Genomic DNA, 16,171 nt, shown 5'->3' with positions numbered 1-16,171 from the left:
CAGGGGCACCGGGCTGTGACGGGCGGGAGGGCCGATGATCCCTGAGGAAGACCTCGGACCGAAGTGGCTACGCGACTACGGCGACATCGAGGCCGACATCCGCCAGATGCGGGAGTTCGCCACCCGACTGGAAGCCGAGGTACGCCGCAACTACGCGCCCCACCTGGCGTACATCGCGGACGACATGTCAGTGAAGCTGCCCGACCCGTGTGACGCCTTCATCGAGCTGGTTCACTTTCTCACCGCACACCAGCAGGTCCAGCAGGACTCGACGAACCGGGTCTACGACGTCGCCAGCTACACCGGCGGCCTCGCCCACGCCGCCGGCACGATCAGTCAGCGGTACGAAGGCAGCGACGCGTTCGCCCGGGCACAGGTCCAGGACGTCGAGCGGGCGCTGCGCGGAGGGCAGATGCCGGCCCCCGGTGACCCGCCTCCGCCCCCACGCACCGTGCCGGATCCGGCCGGTGCGCCCACCTCGCCGGAGGTACTGCCATGATCGACCCTGGCGGTGGCCCGACGACCGGCCTGACCAACTGGCACAACATGGACGTGGCAACCATGTGGGCCACCATCCAGGACCACCAGACCGACAACCACTGGCGGCAGGTCGCCGGCTGGCGCAAGACCAGCGAGCTGGCACAGACCCACCTGAGCCGGCTCCGGGAGTACCGACGAGGGCTCGCCCAGGCGTGGCCGCCGGAGAAGAGCGCCGCCTCACGGACGTATCTCGCCGAACTGGACCAGCTCATCGACACCGTCCAGCAGACGCACGACGCCGCGGTCGCCAACTACACCGCTCTCTCCGCCGCCACCACCGCCATCGGCAGCACCCGCACCGAACTGAAGAAGCTCCACGACCGGTACGCCGAGAAGGTACGGCTCAAGCAGGCGTACGAGGCGACGCTCGACCAGCGTCCGCTGCACCGGGTCGGACGGGCCATCCCCGCCCGACCACCGGTCACCGATGCCGAACTGGAGCAGTTGAACGGCCAGGCCCGTTCCCTGATGTATGGCCTCAGCGGCGAACTTCAACAGGCCCAAGCCATGCTCAAACCACCCCCGCCAGCACCAAAGGTGGTCCGATTCGACCCATCGAACCCCGACGTTTATGGAGGCAATCCCCCACCAGCCATCCCGCCCATCGTGCCGGTACCGCTGGGGACTTCTGGGAAGTCCGGTCCAACAAGCCAACCCGCAAGGGCGGCTGGACCGGCTCCGACACCAGCCGCTCGTAATGTAGGCCCCATCCTCGGTGGTGCCAGCCCCGGCGTGTTGCCACCTCAGGGAAGCCCGACGACGCCTCCGATCGCACCCTCGACACCACCGCCCCATCCGGGCGTCGGCCCTGGTGCGATACCGCCTTTTCCGTCAGTTTCCGGGCCGCCATCGGGTGCAATAAGCGCACCGGGTAAGAGCAGTACGGCCGGTCCGGTGAGCAAGCCTCACGGCGGCGGCACTCCGACCGCTCCTCGGCCGATGCCGCCAGGTGGTCTAATCGGTGGACCGCCAGGGATGGGACTCGGTCAACCCGCGCCGGGGGCACCCACAGCACGCAGGGTGAACCCAATCGGTGGTGTAATCGGTGGCGGTGGCGCAGGTACCGCTCCCACAGGTGGCGCAGGATCGCGGCCAGGTTCTGGGCGTGGACCCTCCATCAGCGGTATGCATGGCATGGGTCCCTACGGCGGATCGCCCGGGCTCGCCAGTCAGTCAGGTCGACGCGAGCAAGACGAAGGCAATCCGCGCCGCTGGGATCCCGACAACCCGTGGGAGACCGCTAGAGGTGTGGACCCGATCGTTCGACCGCCGGACGAGGAAGGTCCAATCGATCCGGGTCCGGCGATCGGCCTTGACCGTTGAAATCACGCACCGCACTAGCGACGCTCGCCGTGGCCGCAGCCGTCGTTCTGCCAACTCTCCCTGCGCACGCAGATCGCATCCGAGGCGACCAGTGGCACCTGCGGTTTCTCAAGGCGGCCGAAGCACACCGAATCACCCAGGGTGAGAATGTAATCGTGGCCGTGCCGGACACCGGCGTCGATCCGCATCCCGACCTACGTGACAACTTGCTGCCGGGTACTGACGCCATCGCTGGCGGCTCGGGCGACGGTCGAGAAGACCGGGACGGTCATGGGACTGGCATGGCTGGCCTAATTGCCGCCCATGGCAGAGGCGGCGATAACGGCGCGTTCGGGATCGCCCCGAGGGCAAAGATTTTGCCCATCTACTACTCGTCACCCAATGAACACGGCGAAGCAGAGGCACTAGCCAGAAGTGTCGAGTACGCCGTCCGACACAATGCCAACGTCATCAGCATTTCTGCCGGCGGTGGGTCCAGCACACTTCTTCGCGAAGCGGTTGATATGGCGCTCGCGGCAGACATCGTCGTGGTTGCCGGAGTGGGGAACCACCCCCAGGACTTCGTTGTGGGGTATCCGGCGCGGCATCCGGGGGTGGTTGCGGTGGGTGGGGTCGACCGGGAAGGGAACCATGCCGCCGTCTCGGTGACCGGCCGCGAGATCGACGTGGTCGCGCCGGCCACCGACATCTACAGCACCAGCATGGACGGCAAGTACCGCAAGGGCACCGGCACCTCCAACTCCACCGCGATCGTGGCTGGAGCGGTGGCGTTGATTCGGTCTCGGTACCCGGAACTGCCGGCCACGGAAGTCGTACACCGGCTCACCGCCACCGCCATCGACAAGGGCCCGCCCGGCCGGGACGACCAGTACGGGTACGGCGTCATCGACCTGGTGGCGGCGCTGACGGCAGACGTACCGCCGCTGGCGGCGCAATCGCCGACGGTGAGCGCTCCGGCCGACGCCTCGTTGACCACGACGACGGCCGGGCCGGAGGCTGGTGGCGGCGGTCCGGTCGGGTGGCTGCTCGCCACGGGTGGCCTGGCGGCTCTCGGCGGGGGTGCGGCGTGGGCGCTGGCTGCCCGACGGCGTCGGCGGAGCGACGCGGCGCCCCCACCGGCGGGTGGCTGACCGGCGGCACTTGGACGGGATCGCATCACCCAATGAACTGTCAGTACGACGGTGCCGGCCGGCAGCACCAATGGGTAAGCGGGCGGCAACGGAGGTCAGCACGGCTTTTCGGCGTGCCGGCGAACTGCCGTTGGCGGTTGGTGGGTACCCTCCCGGGCGTGCCGAACCAGACACTTCGCCTCGTGCTCGCCTCGGCGAGCCCCGCCCGCCGCAAGCTTCTCCAGGCCGCCGGTATCGAACCGGAAGTACTGGTCAGTGGAGTCGACGAGTCCCAGGTCAAGACCGACCAGCCGGAGGAGTTGTGCCTGGAGCTGGCCCGGCTCAAGGCCGCGGCGGTGGCCGAGCGGCTGCGTCCGGCCGTCGGCGACCGGCCGTTGGTGCTGGGGTGTGACTCGGTGCTCGCCTTCGACGGCGAGATCCTCGGCAAGCCGGACGACGCGGCGGACGCCACCCGCCGGCTGGAGCGGATGCGCGGTAACAGCGGTGTGCTGTACACCGGACACTGCCTGATGGACCTGACGATGGAGAGTCGGGTGGAGGCGGTCGCGGCGACGACCGTGTACTTCGCCGAGATCAGCGACGAGGAGATCGCCGCGTACGTGGCGACGGGTGAGCCGCTGGCGGTGGCGGGTTCGTTCACCATCGACGGCCTGGGTGGGGCGTTCGTCGAGCGGATCGAGGGCGATCCGGGGACGGTGGTGGGGCTCTCCATGCCGTTGCTGCGCAACCTGTTGATCGAGCTGGAGCTGAGTGTCACCGACCTGTGGACGCAGCCGGCGCCGGGCGGTCAGACGGTGAAGTCGCTGCCCTGACCAGCAGCGGGTCGGGGCGGGCCGGGGCGCGCGGTTCGGCTAGCGTCCGGTCATGAGTGTGAAGTCGCTGCCGCTGACCGACGAGTTGCACGAATACCTGGTCGCCCATGGTGCCCCGCCGGACGAGGTCGTCCGCGAGTTGGTCGACGAGACCCGGGCCGCGTTGCCGGCCGAGGCGCAGATGCAGGTCGCCCCGGAGCAGGCGGCCCTGCTGACGTTCCTGACCCGGCTGCTGGGCGCGCGTCAGGCGGTGGAGGTGGGCACCTTTACCGGCCTCTCCTCGCTGGCCATCGCCCGGGGTCTGGCCGACGGCGGGCGGTTGACCTGCTTCGACATCTCGGAGGAGTACACGTCGGTGGCCCGGCGGTACTGGGCGCGGGCCGGAGTGGACGACCGGATCGAGCTGCGGATCGGTCCGGCCGCCGACGGGCTGCACGACCTGCAGCACGAGCGTTACCTGGACTTCGCGTTCATCGACGCGGACAAGGTCGGCTATCCGGTGTACTGGTCGGAGCTGGTGCCCCGGATGCGTCCCGGCGGGTTGATCGCGGTGGACAACGTGCTGCGTGGCGGCCGGGTGCTCGCCCCGCAGGACGAGTCGGACCGGGCGATTGCCGCGTTCAACGACGAGGTGCTGGCGGACGTCCGGGTGGACCTGGTGATGCTGCCGGTCGCCGACGGTCTCACCCTCGCCCGGGTGCGCTGAACTTCGGCTGGGCGCCGACTTCCGTGGGTGTTTGCAGGGGCCCCCTGCTCGGCAGAAAACGACTGCAGGGGACCCCTGCTACCACCCCGACCACCCCGACCACCCCGACCCCACCAGAACCCACCAGAACCCACCAGAACCCACCAGAACCCAGCGTCAGCGGACGCTGCGGGCGAAGGCGCGGGCCGCCCAGGTGACGGCGAGCAGGGTCAGCACGCTGATGATGCCGAGCCCCTGCCAGACCCGGTCGTTGCCGAGGTCACCGGCGAAGAGCGCGCGGGTGCCCTCGACCGCCCAGGAGAACGGGTTCCACTTGGCGATGCCCTGCAACCAGCCGGGGGCGAAGGTGAGCGGCAGCAGGATGCCGGAGAGCAGCAGCACCGGCTGGGCGACCGTGTTCATCAGCGGGGCGAGCGCCTCCTCGCTGCGTACCTTCAGCGCGACGCCGTAGGAGACGGCCGAGGTCATCAGCGCGATCAGGGCGAGCATCAGGTACGCCAGGAGCAGGTCGCCGAGGATCACGCTGAGCCCGAAGAACAGGGCCAGCAGGGTGATGATGACGGCCTGCACGAGCAGCGAGACCACGTCCCGCAGGGAGCGGCCGAGCAGCAGGGCGAGGCGACTGACCGGGGTGACCCGGGAGCGTTCGATGAGCCCGGCGCGTAATTCGGCGAGGAGGCCGAAGCCCTGGAACAGCCCGCCGAAGATGGCGAGCAGCACGAGCAGGCCGGGTACGAAGATCTTGTACGCGTCCGCCTGGGTGGGCGCATTCAGGGCCGGCTTGAGCAGCGGAGCGAAGAGGAGCAGGTACATCACCGGCTGGAAGACGCCGACGAAGACCCAGACCGGGTTGCGGAGCAGCAGTTGCAGCTGACGTTGGAAGATCAGCCAGGTGTCGCGGGCGAGTTTCATGTGCGGTCTCCTAGGTGGTCAGGACTCGCGCAGCGAGCGGCCGGTCTTGGTGAGGAAGACGTCGTCCAGGCTGGGGCGGTGCAGCTCGATGGAGCGCAGGTCGAGCCCGGCGCCGTCGATCCGGCGGAGGATCTGCGGGATGGTGGTCGCGCCCTCGTCGACCCAGAGCCGCAGGCCGCCCTCGTCGAGGCGCTCCAGCCGGTTGACGTAGACCTCACCCTCGAAGAGGCGGTACGCGGCCGGCGTGCCGGCCGGGTCGAGGCCGACGACCACCACGTCCCCGGAGATCTCCCGCTTGAGTTCGCCCGGGGTGCCCTCGGCGACGATCTCGCCGTGGTCCATGATCGCGATCCGGTCGCAGAGGGCGTCGGCCTCGTCGAGGTAGTGGGTGGTGATGAAGACGGTCATGCCGTCGCCCCGTAGCCGCCGGATCTCGTCCCACATGTGGGCCCGGCTCTGCGGGTCGAGGCCGGTGGTGGGCTCGTCGAGGAAGACGATCTTCGGCTCGTGGATGATACCGAGGGCGATCTCGACGCGTCGCCGCTGGCCTCCGGAGTAGGTCTTGCACTTGCGGTCGGCGTACTCGGAGAGCTGGAACGCGGCCAGGGCGCGGTCGGTGCGACGCTGCGCCTCGGCCTTGCCGAGGCCGTACATCCGGGCCTGGAGGACGAGTTCCTCGCGGGCGGTCGACTCGTCCCAGCTGCTGCCGCCCTGCGGGACGTACCCGATGCGACGCCGCACCCCGGCGGGGTCGGCGCGCAGGTCCGCGCCGGCGATGGTGGCCTCGCCGCCGTCCGGTTCGATGAGGGTGGCGAGCATCCGCAGCGTGGTGGTCTTGCCGGCCCCGTTCGGACCGAGGAACCCGAAGATCTCGCCCTCGGCGACGTCGAGGTCCACCCCTCGGACCGCGTCGACCGTCCCGGCCTTGCGACCCGCCCGGGATCGGTACGACTTGCGCAGTCCTCTGGTCCTGATCATGCCTGCTCCCACCCGTTCGTCGGTTTGGTGGTCGGTGAAACCGGTTCGGTCCAGTTCAGCAGACCGGCTCCGGCGGGGTGACGGGGATCCGGAGCGTACGGACCGGGCCGGTTGCGGCGTATCACACTGAGCGATCGTTAGGGTGCTCTTCCGGCGGCGGATACACTCCCGGGCAGTAGCCTCCCGGGAGGAGCCACCGAAGGTGCGCAAGGTACTCATCGCCAACCGAGGCGAGATCGCCGTCCGCGTCATCCGTGCCTGCCGCGACGCCGGCCTGGGCAGTGTCGCCGTCTACGCCGACTCCGACCGGGACGCCCTGCACGCCACGCTCGCCGACGAGGCGTACGCCCTGGGCGGCGACACCGCTGCCGAGACGTACCTGCGTGTCGACAAGCTGATCGACGTCGCCGCACGGGCCGGGGCCGACGCGGTCCACCCCGGGTACGGCTTCCTCTCGGAGAACGCCGACTTCGCCCAGGCGGTCATCGACGCGGGCCTGACCTGGATCGGTCCGACCCCGCAGGCGATCCGGGACCTCGGCGACAAGGTGACCGCCCGGCACATCGCCCAGCGGGCCGGCGCGCCGCTCGTGCCGGGCACCCCGGATCCGGTGGGCAGCCCGGACGAGGTGATGGCCTTCGCGGTCGACCACGGCCTGCCCGTGGCGATCAAGGCCGCCTTCGGTGGCGGCGGACGGGGCCTGAAGGTGGCCCGGACCATGGAGGAGATCCCGCAGCTCTTCGAGTCGGCGACCCGGGAGGCAGTCGCCGCGTTCGGCCGGGGCGAGTGCTTCGTCGAGCGGTACCTGGACCAGCCGCGCCACGTCGAGGCGCAGGTCCTCGCCGACCGGCACGGCAACGTGATCGTGGTCGGCACCCGGGACTGTTCCCTCCAGCGCCGGCACCAGAAGCTGGTCGAGGAGGCGCCGGCGCCGTTCCTCACCGACGCGCAGCGCGCCCAGATCCACGACTCGGCCAAGGCGATCTGCCGGGAGGCCGGCTACCACGGCGCGGGCACGGTGGAGTACCTGGTCGGCGCGGACGGCACCATCTCCTTCCTGGAGGTCAACACCCGGCTCCAGGTGGAGCACCCGGTGACCGAGGAGACCGCCGGCATCGACCTGGTCCGCGAGCAGTTCCGGATCGCCGACGGCGAGAAGCTGCGGTTCGCCGGAGACCCGACCCCGCGCGGGCACTCCATCGAGTTCCGGATCAACGGCGAGGACCCGGGTCGCAGTTTCCTGCCCGCCCCGGGCACGGTGACCGCGCTGCGCCTGCCGAGTGGCCCCGGCGTGCGCGTGGACACCGGCATCTCGGCCGGGGACGTGATCGGCGGCAACTTCGACTCGCTGCTGGCCAAGGTGATCATCACCGGCGAGACCCGCGCCGAGGCGCTGGAGCGGGCCCGGCGGGCGCTGGACGAGATGGTCGTCGACGGGATGGCCACCGCGCTGCCGTTCCACCGTCTCGTCGTCCGGGATCCGGCGTTCACCGCCGAGCCGTTCACCGTGCACACCCGGTGGATCGAGACCGAGTTCGACAACACCGTGCCGCCGTTCACCGCCGCCGCCGGCCCCGCCGAGGCTCCGGCCGAGCGCGAGACCGTCGTGGTCGAGGTGGGCGGCAAGCGGCTGGAGGTCACCCTCCCCGCCGGCCTCGGCGCGGGTACGACCACCGCGTCGCCGGGTACGCGGAAGCCCGCCCGCCGGGGCGGTGCGGCGAAGCCCGGCGCGGCGGTCAGCGGGGACACGCTGGCCTCCCCCATGCAGGGCACCATCGTCAAGATCGCCGTCGCGGACGGGGACACCGTCGACGAGGGCGATCTGGTGGTGGTGCTGGAGGCGATGAAGATGGAGCAGCCGATCCACGCCCACAGGGCCGGTACGGTCAGCGGGCTCTCCGCAGACGTCGGCGTGGTGATCACGGCCGGCTCGGCCATCTGCACGATCGCCTGACCGCCCGCAGCCCTGTCCCCGTAGCAGCCCTTCGCGACGCTGCCCGGTCCGAGGTGGTAGCAGGGGTCCCCTCCTCATCAAAAAGCGTGAACAGGGGACCCCTGCTACCACCAAAGCAAGCTGGGGCGGGAGTGGTGGTGGCGGTCAGCGGAGGGATTCGGCGGCCACGGCGTGCACGGCGGTGGTGAGCGCGCCCAGCACGGTCGCCTCCAGCCGCCAGTGCTGCCAGTACAGCGGCACGTCCAGGTGCCGGCCGGGAGCGAGGTCGACGCAGTGGCCGGCGGCCAGGTCGTCCCGGGCGAGTTGCTCGGGCACCAGGCCCCAGCCGAGCCCGAACCGGATCGCCGCCCCGAAGGCCGGCACCGACGGGACGTAGTGCACCGGTGGGTCGAGCCGCTGCCCGGTGACGGTCTCGACGAAGCGGTGCTGGATCCGGTCCTTGCGGTCGAAGACGACCACCGGGGCTGCGGCCAGGGCTGCCGGAGTGAGCCCGTCGGCGAGGTGTCGGGTGGCGAAGCCGGGGGCGGCCAGGGCGAGGTAGCGCATCGCGCCGAGTGGTTGGGAGCGGCAGCCCTGCACCGGTTCGCGCTCGGCCGTCACCGCCGCCGTCACCGTGCCGTCGCGGAGCAGCCGCGCGGTGTGTTCCTGGTCGTCCTGGCGCAGGTCGAACGAACAGGCCAGGTCCGTGGGCAGTCGGGCCAGGGCGGCCGGGAACCAGGTGGCGAGCGAGTCGGCGTTGACCACCACGGCGACCCGGACCCGGTCGCGACCACCGGCCAACGGTGCGCGTGCCTCGGCCAGTGCCTCCTGTTCGAGCAGCGCGACCTGCCCGGCGAGGCGCAGCAGCGGCTGCCCGGCAGTGGTGGCCCGGCACGGCTTGGCCCGTCGGACCAGGACCTGCCCGACCGTCTCCTCCAGGGCCTTGATCCGCTGGCTCACCGCCGACGGGGTGACGTGCAGCAGGGCGGCGGCGGCCTCGAAACTGCCCTCCCCGATCACGGCGGCGAACGTCCGGAGCTGGGCCGGGTCGAGACCACTCATCATCAAATCTTAACAATGCTCAGAAACATTAATTGGACTTAAGAGCAGCTCGGCTCCTAGCCTCGCTTCGTGTCCGCCGTACTCACCTCGACCGTCGCCGGGTTCTCGGTCGCCATCGCGCTGATCGTCGCCATCGGCGCGCAGAACGCGTTCGTCCTCCGTCAGGGGTTGCGCCGGGAGCACGTCGTACCGGTGGTGGTCACCTGCGCCGCATCCGACGCGTTGCTGATCGTCGCCGGGATCGCCGGCCTGGGCACGGCGGTGGCCGGCCGGCCGGGGCTGCTCACCGCGATCCGCTGGGGCGGGGCGGCGTTCCTGCTCTGCTACGCCGCCCTGGCCGCCCGCCGGGCGCTACGTCCGGGCCGCCTGGTGCCCACCGAGCAGCCGCCCGCCACCCTCCGGGCGACCGTGCTGGCCTGCCTGGCCTTCACCTGGCTGAACCCGCACGTCTATCTGGACACCGTGCTGCTGGTGGGCGGGATCGCCCAGCAGCACGAGCACCGGTGGCTGTTCGGGGTCGGTGCGACGTCCGCCAGCGTGGTCTGGTTCACCGCGCTCGGCGTGGGGGCGCACCGGCTCGCACCGATGCTCGCCCGTCCCGCCGCCTGGCGGGTGCTCGACGGTGTGGTCGCGGTGGTGATGGTCGCGCTGGCGGTGGCACTGCTGCTGGGGTGACGCACCGCCGCACGCGCCACCGGGTCCGTCACCGCCCGGCCCACGAGTCGCCACCGCACGGGTCGCCTACCGAGCCGACCCGGCGGGACCGGCCGCGAACAGGAATGATGGCCGGGTGCGGTTCCTTCATGGCGCGGCTCCCGCGCACGACCTGACCTACAACGACGTCTTCATGGCGCCGGTCCGTTCCGACCTGGGCTCCCGGCTCGACGTCGACCTGTCCTCGGCCGACGGCACCGGCACCACCGTCCCGCTGGTGGTGTCGAACATGACGGCGGTGGCGGGCCGGCGGATGGCCGAGACGGTGGCCCGGCGGGGCGCCATCGCGGTGATCCCACAGGACATTCCGATCGACGTGGTGGCGAACGTCGTCGCCTGGGTGAAGCAGCGGCACCTGGTGCACGACACGGCGATCACGCTCGGGCCCACCGACACCGTCGGTGACGCGATCCACCTGCTGCCGAAGCGGTCGCACGGGGCGGTGGTCGTGGTCGACGACGACGGGCGGCCGGTCGGGGTGGTGACCGAGGCGGACACCGTGAGCGTGGACCGGTTCGCCCAGCTCCGGCACGTCATGTCGACCGAACTGCACACCGTGCCGGCGGACGCGGACCCGCGTACCGGGTTCGACCGGCTGTCGGCGGGGCGCCGCCGGCTCGCCCCGGTGGTGGACGCCGAGGGCCGCCTGGTCGGGGTGCTGACCCGGCAGGGGGCACTGCGCGCCACCCTCTACCGCCCGGCGACGGACGACCGGGGACGGCTGCGGATCGCCGCCGCGATCGGCATCAACGGCGACGTCCGGGGCAAGGCCGCCGCGCTGTTGGCGGCGGGGGTGGACACGCTGGTGGTGGACACCGCCCACGGGCACCAGGAACGGATGATCAGCGCGCTCCGGGCGGTACGCGGGCTGGATCCGGCGGTGCCGGTGGCGGCCGGCAACGTGGTCACCGCCGAGGGGGTACGCGACCTGGTCGAGGCCGGCGCGGACATCGTCAAGGTCGGGGTCGGTCCGGGCGCGATGTGCACCACCCGGATGATGACCGGGGTGGGGCGTCCGCAGTTCTCGGCGGTGCTGGACTGCGCGGCGGCGGCCCGGGAACTGGGGCGGCACGTGTGGGCCGACGGCGGGGTGCGGCACCCCCGGGACGTGGCGCTGGCGCTTGCCGCCGGGGCGTCCAACGTGATGGTCGGTTCCTGGTTCGCCGGCACCTACGAGTCCCCCGGCGACCTCTACACCGACGCCGACGGCCGACGGTACAAGGAGAGCTTCGGGATGGCCTCGGCGCGGGCGGTCAGCGCGCGCACGGCCGACGACAGTCCGTTCGACCGGGCCCGCAAGGCGGTCTTCGAGGAGGGGATCTCCTCGGCCCGGATGTACCTGGACCCGAACCGCCCCGGGGTGGAGGACCTGATCGACGAGATCGTCGCCGGGGTGCGCAGCGCGTTCACGTACGCGGGGGCGCGTAACCTCGCCGAGTTCCACGAGCGGGCGGTGGTCGGGGTGCAGAGCACCGCCGGCTACACCGAGGGGATGCCGCTGCCGACAAGCTGGTGAACGGAGGGCCGCCCACCGGTGCGTCCGAGGCCTGATCGACCACGCGGGCCACCGGGGGCGGCACCCGTCGAGGAGTCGACGGCCCACCACGTGGGCCAAAATTCGTTCGGCCCCGTACTGTATGGGGGCTAACATGCCCCCATGGACCCCCACGACCTGCGGGACGCACCCCTCGGCCGCCTGCTCGTGGTGGCCGGGCATCTGGTGGCCCAGCGGTGGAACCGCAGGCTCACCGAGGAGTACGGCCTCACCCAGGCCGGCCTGGCCACCCTGATGACCCTCAACCGGTACGGCACGCTGACCCACCGCGCGGTCGCGGAACGGTGCTTCGTCCGTCCGGCCACTCTGACCGGCATCGTCGACACCCTGGAACGGGACGGACTGGTCAGCCGGCAGCGGGACGAGACCGACCGGCGGGCGGTACGCCTGACCATCACCCCCGCCGGCCGGGAGAAGATCGCCGGGCCCGCCGCCCTGGTGGCCGCCAACCCACCGTTGACCTCGGTCGACGCCGAGCCGGAGCGGGCCGCCGTGATCCGGAACTTCCTGCTGGAGGTGATCGGCAGCGGCGAGCCGGAGGACTGCGGCAACGACCGGTCCGGAACGCGCGGGGACGGCCCGCAGGGCGACGTACGGTCGGGGGACGCCTCGTGCTGATCCGGCTCCTGCGGCGGCACCTGCACCCGTACGCCCGGCCGCTGCTGGCGGTGGTGGTGCTCCAGTTCGTCGGCACGATGGCCTCGCTCTACCTGCCGCGCCTCAACGCCGACATCATCGACCGGGGCATCGCCGAGGGCGACACCGACCTCATCGTCCGGCTCGGCGGGTGGATGCTCCTGGTCAGCGCGGTCCAGGTGGCCTGCGCGATCGTGGCCGTCCGGTACAGCGCGCTCGCCGCGATGGGCTTCGGCCGGGACGTCCGGGCCGCCGTCTTCCGGCACGTCACCCGCTTCTCCGCCCGCGAGGTGGCCCGGTTCGGGGCACCGTCCCTGATCACCCGGAACACCAACGACGTGCAGCAGGTGCAGATGCTGGTGCTGGTGGCCGGCTCGATGCTGGTCACCGCGCCGATCATGAGCGTCGGCGGGCTGGTCATGGCGCTGCGCGAGGACGTCGGGCTCTCCTGGCTGGTGGTGGTCAGCATCCCGGCGGTGGCCGTGGCGGTCAGTCTGATCACCCGGCGGCTGGTCCCGCTCTTCCGGCGCCAGCAGACCCGGATCGACGTGGTCAACCGGGTGCTGCGCGAGCAGATCAGCGGCATCCGGGTGGTCCGGGCCTTCGTCCGCGAACCGTACGAGACGGAGCGCTTCGCCGCCGCGAACGCCGACCTGACCGACACCGCGCTGCGCGCCGGCCGGCTGCTCGCGACGATCTACCCGGTGATCCTGCTGGTGCTCAACGTCTCCAGCGTCGCGGTGCTCTGGTTCGGGGCGCTGCGGGTCGAGGCCGGCCAGATCCAGGTCGGCGCGCTCACCGCGTTCGTCGCCTACCTCACCCAGATGCTGATGGCGGTCATGATGGCCACGCTCATCCTGATGATGGTGCCCCGCGCCGCGGCCTGCGCAGAGCGGATCACCGAGGTCCTCGACACCGAGCCGTCGGTGGCCCCGCCCCGGGCACCGGTGGCCCCCACCGGGCCGGCCGGCGTGGAACTGCGTGCCGTGCGGTTCCAGTACCCGGGCGCGGCGGCTCCGGTGCTGCGTGACGTCTCGTTCCGCGCCACCGCCGGCACCACCACGGCGATCGTCGGCAGCACCGGCGCTGGCAAGACCACCCTGCTGTCGCTGATCCCCCGGCTGGTCGACGTGACCGCCGGCTCGGTGCTGGTCGACGGGGTCGACGTCCGCGACCTCGACCCGGAGACCCTGTGGGGGCGGATCGGGCTGGTGCCGCAGCGGCCGTACCTGTTCACCGGCACGGTGGCGAGCAACCTGCGGTACGGCAACCCGGACGCCAGCGACGAGGAGCTGTGGGCCGCGCTGGAGATCGCCCAGGCCCGGGAGTTCGTCGCGGCGATGCCGGGCGGGCTGGACGCCGAGATCGCGCAGGGCGGCACGAACGTCTCCGGCGGCCAGCGGCAGCGGCTCGCCATCGCCCGCGCGCTGGTCCGCCGGCCCGGGATCTACCTCTTCGACGACTCGTTCTCCGCCCTGGACCTGGGCACCGACGCGCGGCTGCGCGCCGCGCTGCGCCCGGCCACCCGGGACGCCGCCGTGCTGGTCGTGGCGCAGCGGGTCTCCACGGTCGTGGACGCCGACCAGATCGTGGTGCTCGAGGACGGGGCCGTGGTCGGGATCGGTCGCCACGCCGACCTCCTGGACACCTGCCCGACGTACGCGGAGATCGTCTCCTCCCAGCAGACCGCGGGAGCGGCGGCGTGAGCGCGCAGGCCGTACCCGAGGAAAAGCGGAAGGGACAGATGAGCGGGGACGAACGGACGCCCCGGCGGCTGCCACCGGGTGCGCGGCGCGGCGGGCCGGCGACCGGGGTGGGCGTGCCGGCGGAGAAGCCGCTGGACTTCGGGCCGTCGGCCCGCCGGTTGCTCGGCCTGCTCCGGCCGCACCGGGGCCGGCTCGTCGCGGTGGTCGCCCTCGCCGTGGCCGGCGTGGGGCTCACCGTGGTCGGGCCGTTGATCCTCGGGTACGCCACCGACCTGATCTTCGGCGGGGTGCTCGGTCGGCAGTTCCCGGCCGGGCTGACCACCGAGGAGGCCGTGGAACGGGCCCGGGCGGCCGGCGACGACACCCTCGCCCGCCTGATCGACCGGATGGACGTGGTGCCCGGCGCGGGCGTCGACCTCGACCGCCTCGGGCGGGTGCTGCTGCTGGCCCTCGGACTCTTCCTGCTGGCCAGCCTGCTGACCTGGGTGCAGGGGCACATGCTGACCGGCGTGGTGCAGCGGACGGTGCAGCAGTTGCGCGCCGACGTGGCGGCGAAGCTGCACCGCCTGCCGCTGCCCTACTTCGACCGGCAGCCCCGGGGCGAGCTGCTCAGCCGGGTCACCAACGACATCGACAACGTCGCGCAGAGCCTGCAACAGACGCTGAGCCAGTTGCTCACCTCGGTGCTGACCGTGCTCGGGGTGGTGGTGATGATGGTCGTGGTCTCGCCGCTGCTGACCGCGCTCACCCTGCTGGCGATACCGGCGTCGGTGCTGGTCACCCGGCAGGTGGCGAAGCGCTCGCAGCGGCAGTTCGTCGCCCAGTGGACGCACACCGGGCAGCTCAACGCCCTGGTCGAGGAGGCGTACACCGGGCACGAGCTGGTCCGGGTCTTCGGTCGGCAGCGGGAGGTCGAGGCGGCCTTCGCCGCGAAGAACGAGGAGTTGTACCGGGCCGGCTTCGGCGCCCACTTCGTCTCCGGGATCATCATGCCGTCGCTGATGTTCATCGGGAACCTCGGTTACGTGCTGGTCGCGGTGGTCGGCGGCCTGCGGGTGGCGACGGGGGCGATGAGCCTGGGCGAGGTGCAGGCGTTCATCCACTACTCGCGGCAGTTCACCCAGCCGCTGACCCAGTTCGCCTCGATGATCAACCTGCTCCAGTCCGGGGTGGCCTCGGCCGAGCGGGTCTTCGCCGTCCTCGACGCGCCCGAGCAGACCCCGGACCCGGTGGCCCGGACCCCGGAGCTGCCGGCCGTCGGCCCACGGGTCGGGGCGGTGGTGGCCCAGCGGACCGGCCGGGTGGCCGGGCACGTCGCCACCGGCCGGGTCGAGTTCGAGAAGGTCTCCTTCCGGTACGACCCGGACCGGCCGCTGATCGAGGACCTGTCCCTGGTCGCCGAACCCGGGCACACGGTGGCGATCGTCGGGCCGACCGGCGCGGGCAAGACCACCCTGGTCAACCTGATCCTGCGCTTCTACGAGCTGGACTCCGGGCGGATCACCCTGGACGGGGTGGACGTCACCGAGCTGCGCCGGGACGAGCTGCGCGGCCGGATCGGCATGGTGCTCCAGGACACCTGGCTCTTCGGTGGGACCATCCGGGAGAACATCGCCTACGGCCGGCCGGACTCCGGCGAGGAGGAGATCCTGGCGGCGGCCCGGGCGACCTTCGTGGACCGGTTCGTCCGCAGCCTCCCGGACGGGTACGACACGGTCGTCGACTCCGAGGGCGGCAACGTCAGCGCCGGCGAGAAGCAGCTGATCACCATCGCGCGGGCCTTCCTCGCCGAGCCGTCGCTGCTCATCCTGGACGAGGCGACCAGCTCGGTGGACACCCGTACCGAGGTGCTGGTGCAGCACGCGATGGCGGCGCTCCGGTCGGACCGGACCAGCTTCGTCATCGCCCACCGGCTCTCCACCATCCGGGACGCCGACCTGATCCTGATGATGGAGCAGGGCCGGATCGTCGAGCAGGGCACCCACGAGGAGCTGCTCGCCGCGCGGGGCGCCTACCACCGGCTGCACCACGCCCAGTTCTCCGCCCCGATCCAGGACGACCCGTCGCCGGTGCCGTGACGCCCACCGGTGGTGCCGCCGGCCGTCGTCGGCGGGCGGCACCACCGGTGACCGTCACCCCAGCGGTGGCCGGGCGGCACCACCGG

The 16,171-nt window shown here is 71.7% G+C and carries 14 protein-coding genes; 10 read left to right on the top strand and 4 right to left on the bottom strand.

All coding sequences use genetic code 11. From position 1 onward, the window contains the following. The first annotated feature begins 34 nt into the window (after positions 1-34). Positions 35-499 carry a hypothetical protein gene (locus QSK20_RS25025; protein ID WP_285791056.1) on the top strand — a complete coding sequence of 155 codons (465 nt, stop codon included), beginning with the start codon at positions 35-37 and terminating at the stop codon, positions 497-499. 218 nt (positions 500-717) lie between these two features. On the opposite strand, the gene QSK20_RS32180 is transcribed toward QSK20_RS25025, so the two are convergent. Continuing rightward, positions 718-1,044: a hypothetical protein gene (locus tag QSK20_RS32180; RefSeq protein ID WP_352232313.1), complete on the bottom strand. Its 327-nt coding sequence runs from the start codon at positions 1,042-1,044 to the stop codon at positions 718-720. 815 nt (positions 1,045-1,859) lie between these two features. Here QSK20_RS32180 and QSK20_RS25015 point away from each other — a divergent pair. From QSK20_RS25015 to QSK20_RS25005, 3 genes are all read left to right on the top strand, one after another. After that, positions 1,860-2,993, top strand: a complete 1,134-nt coding sequence (locus QSK20_RS25015) for a S8 family serine peptidase (protein ID WP_502889011.1) — start codon at positions 1,860-1,862, stop codon at positions 2,991-2,993. Between the two features lie 137 nt (positions 2,994-3,130). Further along, positions 3,131-3,805, top strand: coding sequence for a Maf family protein (locus QSK20_RS25010; RefSeq protein ID WP_502889010.1), 675 nt, complete (start codon positions 3,131-3,133; stop codon positions 3,803-3,805). Between the two features lie 52 nt (positions 3,806-3,857). Next, positions 3,858-4,511 carry an O-methyltransferase gene (locus QSK20_RS25005; protein ID WP_285791053.1) on the top strand — a complete coding sequence of 218 codons (654 nt, stop codon included), beginning with the start codon at positions 3,858-3,860 and terminating at the stop codon, positions 4,509-4,511. 156 nt (positions 4,512-4,667) lie between these two features. Here the strand turns inward: QSK20_RS25005 and QSK20_RS25000 are convergent, their stop codons facing one another. Both QSK20_RS25000 and QSK20_RS24995 read right to left on the bottom strand, forming a co-directional pair. Then, positions 4,668-5,423 carry an ABC transporter permease gene (locus tag QSK20_RS25000; RefSeq protein ID WP_285791052.1) on the bottom strand — a complete coding sequence of 252 codons (756 nt, stop codon included), beginning with the start codon at positions 5,421-5,423 and terminating at the stop codon, positions 4,668-4,670. Between the two features lie 18 nt (positions 5,424-5,441). Next, positions 5,442-6,401 (bottom strand): ATP-binding cassette domain-containing protein, encoded by a 960-nt coding sequence (locus QSK20_RS24995; RefSeq protein ID WP_285791051.1) that lies wholly within the window; start codon positions 6,399-6,401, stop codon positions 5,442-5,444. 202 nt (positions 6,402-6,603) lie between these two features. Between QSK20_RS24995 and QSK20_RS24990 the strand changes: the two genes are divergently transcribed. Continuing rightward, a complete protein-coding gene (locus QSK20_RS24990; RefSeq protein ID WP_285791050.1) occupies positions 6,604-8,355 on the top strand; it encodes an acetyl/propionyl/methylcrotonyl-CoA carboxylase subunit alpha in 1,752 nt (583 codons plus the stop codon). A gap of 144 nt (positions 8,356-8,499) precedes the next feature. Here QSK20_RS24990 and QSK20_RS24985 read toward each other — a convergent pair whose 3' ends face one another. Continuing rightward, positions 8,500-9,396, bottom strand: coding sequence for a LysR family transcriptional regulator ArgP (locus tag QSK20_RS24985; protein ID WP_285791049.1), 897 nt, complete (start codon positions 9,394-9,396; stop codon positions 8,500-8,502). Positions 9,397-9,465: 69 nt separating this feature from the next. Between QSK20_RS24985 and QSK20_RS24980 the strand changes: the two genes are divergently transcribed. The 5 genes from QSK20_RS24980 (at position 9,466) to QSK20_RS24960 (ending at position 16,085) form a co-directional block, all read left to right on the top strand. Continuing rightward, positions 9,466-10,071 carry a LysE/ArgO family amino acid transporter gene (locus QSK20_RS24980; RefSeq protein WP_285791048.1) on the top strand — a complete coding sequence of 202 codons (606 nt, stop codon included), beginning with the start codon at positions 9,466-9,468 and terminating at the stop codon, positions 10,069-10,071. Between the two features lie 115 nt (positions 10,072-10,186). Beyond that, positions 10,187-11,626, top strand: coding sequence for a GuaB1 family IMP dehydrogenase-related protein (locus QSK20_RS24975; protein WP_285791047.1), 1,440 nt, complete (start codon positions 10,187-10,189; stop codon positions 11,624-11,626). A gap of 141 nt (positions 11,627-11,767) precedes the next feature. Continuing rightward, entirely contained in the window at positions 11,768-12,283 is a 516-nt protein-coding gene (locus QSK20_RS24970; protein ID WP_285791046.1) for a MarR family winged helix-turn-helix transcriptional regulator, read from the top strand. Next, the gene (locus QSK20_RS24965; RefSeq protein ID WP_285791045.1) at positions 12,277-14,007 is read left to right on the top strand and encodes an ABC transporter ATP-binding protein; all 1,731 of its coding nucleotides are present in this window, start codon (positions 12,277-12,279) and stop codon (positions 14,005-14,007) included. The genes QSK20_RS24970 and QSK20_RS24965 overlap by 7 nt, the downstream gene beginning before the upstream one ends. Then, on the top strand, positions 14,004-16,085 hold the full coding sequence (locus tag QSK20_RS24960; RefSeq protein WP_502889009.1) for an ABC transporter ATP-binding protein: 2,082 nt from the start codon (positions 14,004-14,006) through the stop codon (positions 16,083-16,085). The genes QSK20_RS24965 and QSK20_RS24960 overlap by 4 nt, the downstream gene beginning before the upstream one ends. Positions 16,086-16,171 lie beyond the last annotated feature (86 nt).

The organism is Micromonospora sp. NBRC 101691, assembly GCF_030269285.1.
Taxonomy (GTDB): Bacteria; Actinomycetota; Actinomycetes; order Mycobacteriales; family Micromonosporaceae; genus Micromonospora; species Micromonospora echinospora.
Note: the sequence above shows the minus strand (reverse complement) of the source record. Positions and strands in the feature narration are given on the sequence as shown.

Coding starts and splice junctions, on each gene's coding strand:
- QSK20_RS24970 (WP_285791046.1), top strand. CDS start 11,768: ATGGACCCCCACGACCTGCGGGACGCACCCCTCGGCCGCCTGCTCGTG.
- QSK20_RS25025 (WP_285791056.1), top strand. CDS start 35: ATGATCCCTGAGGAAGACCTCGGACCGAAGTGGCTACGCGACTACGGC.
- QSK20_RS24985 (WP_285791049.1), bottom strand. CDS start 9,396: ATGAGTGGTCTCGACCCGGCCCAGCTCCGGACGTTCGCCGCCGTGATC.
- QSK20_RS25000 (WP_285791052.1), bottom strand. CDS start 5,423: ATGAAACTCGCCCGCGACACCTGGCTGATCTTCCAACGTCAGCTGCAA.
- QSK20_RS24995 (WP_285791051.1), bottom strand. CDS start 6,401: ATGATCAGGACCAGAGGACTGCGCAAGTCGTACCGATCCCGGGCGGGT.
- QSK20_RS25005 (WP_285791053.1), top strand. CDS start 3,858: ATGAGTGTGAAGTCGCTGCCGCTGACCGACGAGTTGCACGAATACCTG.